This is a genomic window from Nesterenkonia marinintestina (genome assembly GCF_025420485.1).
Taxonomy (GTDB): domain Bacteria; phylum Actinomycetota; class Actinomycetes; order Actinomycetales; family Micrococcaceae; genus Nesterenkonia; species Nesterenkonia marinintestina.
The window spans coordinates 1-1,742 of record NZ_JAOEFD010000028.1; the positions used below are offsets into that span (position 1 = coordinate 1).

Here is a 1,742-nt window from a genome sequence, read left to right on the forward strand (position 1 = left end):
TGATCGGGTAAGATGGGAAAGTTGCTTCGGAGCGATTTGCACTGGTTTGGTGTGATGGTGCCGGGTGTGTCTGTTGTTTGAGAACTCAATAGTGTGCCAAGTTTGTTGATACCAAATTTTTTTGTTTGGTTGCCGCAGCATTGTCACCCCCGTGGTGGTGTTGTGGTGCAGCCTGGATTTTTCTCTGTTTTTTTGATGGAGAGTTTGATCCTGGCTCAGGATGAACGCTGGCGGCGTGCTTAACACATGCAAGTCGAACGCTGAAGCTCCCAGCTTGCTGGGGGTGGATGAGTGGCGAACGGGTGAGTATCACGTGAGTAACCTGCCCTTGACTCTGGGATAAGCCCGGGAAACTGGGTCTAATACCGGATGGTCACCGTGTCCCGCATGGGGTGTGGTGGAAAGATTGTATCGGTCTTGGATGGACTCGCGGCCTATCAGTTTGTTGGTGGGGTAATGGCCTACCAAGACGATGACGGGTAGCCGGCCTGAGAGGGTGACCGGCCACACTGGGACTGAGACACGGCCCAGACTCCTACGGGAGGCAGCAGTGGGGAATATTGCACAATGGGCGCAAGCCTGATGCAGCGACGCCGCGTGCGGGATGACGGCCTTCGGGTTGTAAACCGCTTTCAGCAGGGAAGAAGCCTCGGGTTCTCTCGGGGTGACGGTACCTGCAGAAGAAGCGCCGGCTAACTACGTGCCAGCAGCCGCGGTAATACGTAGGGCGCGAGCGTTATCCGGAATTATTGGGCGTAAAGAGCTCGTAGGCGGTTTGTCGCGTCTGCTGTGAAAGCCCGGGGCTCAACCCCGGGTGTGCAGTGGGTACGGGCAGACTGGAGTGCAGTAGGGGAGACTGGAATTCCTGGTGTAGCGGTGAAATGCGCAGATATCAGGAGGAACACCGATGGCGAAGGCAGGTCTCTGGGCTGTTACTGACGCTGAGGAGCGAAAGCATGGGGAGCGAACAGGATTAGATACCCTGGTAGTCCATGCCGTAAACGTTGGGCACTAGGTGTGGGGAACATTCCACGTTTTCCGCGCCGTAGCTAACGCATTAAGTGCCCCGCCTGGGGAGTACGGCCGCAAGGCTAAAACTCAAAGGAATTGACGGGGGCCCGCACAAGCGGCGGAGCATGCGGATTAATTCGATGCAACGCGAAGAACCTTACCAAGGCTTGACATGGACCGGATCGCCGCAGAGATGTGGTTTCCCTTCGGGGCTGGTCCACAGGTGGTGCATGGTTGTCGTCAGCTCGTGTCGTGAGATGTTGGGTTAAGTCCCGCAACGAGCGCAACCCTTGTCCTATGTTGCCAGCACGTGATGGTGGGGACTCATGGGAGACTGCCGGGGTCAACTCGGAGGAAGGTGGGGATGACGTCAAATCATCATGCCCCTTATGTCTTGGGCTTCACGCATGCTACAATGGCCGGTACAGTGGGTTGCGATACTGTGAGGTGGAGCTAATCCCTAAAAGCCGGTCTCAGTTCGGATCGAAGTCTGCAACTCGACTTCGTGAAGTTGGAGTCGCTAGTAATCGCAGATCAGCAATGCTGCGGTGAATACGTTCCCGGGCCTTGTACACACCGCCCGTCAAGTCACGAAAGTTGGTAACACCCGAAGCCGGTGGCCTAACCCTTGTGGGGGGAGCCGTCGAAGGTGGGACCGGCGATTGGGACTAAGTCGTAACAAGGTAGCCGTACCGGAAGGTGCGGCTGGATCACCTCCTTTCTAAGGAGCC

General features: G+C 56.7%; 1 rRNA gene. It reads left to right on the plus strand.

Features of this window, described 5'->3' with window-relative positions:
- Window positions 1-192: 192 nt before the first annotated feature.
- Window positions 193-1,732, plus strand: a 16S ribosomal RNA gene (locus N7E59_RS11760).
- The last annotated feature ends 10 nt before the right edge of the window (window positions 1,733-1,742 follow it).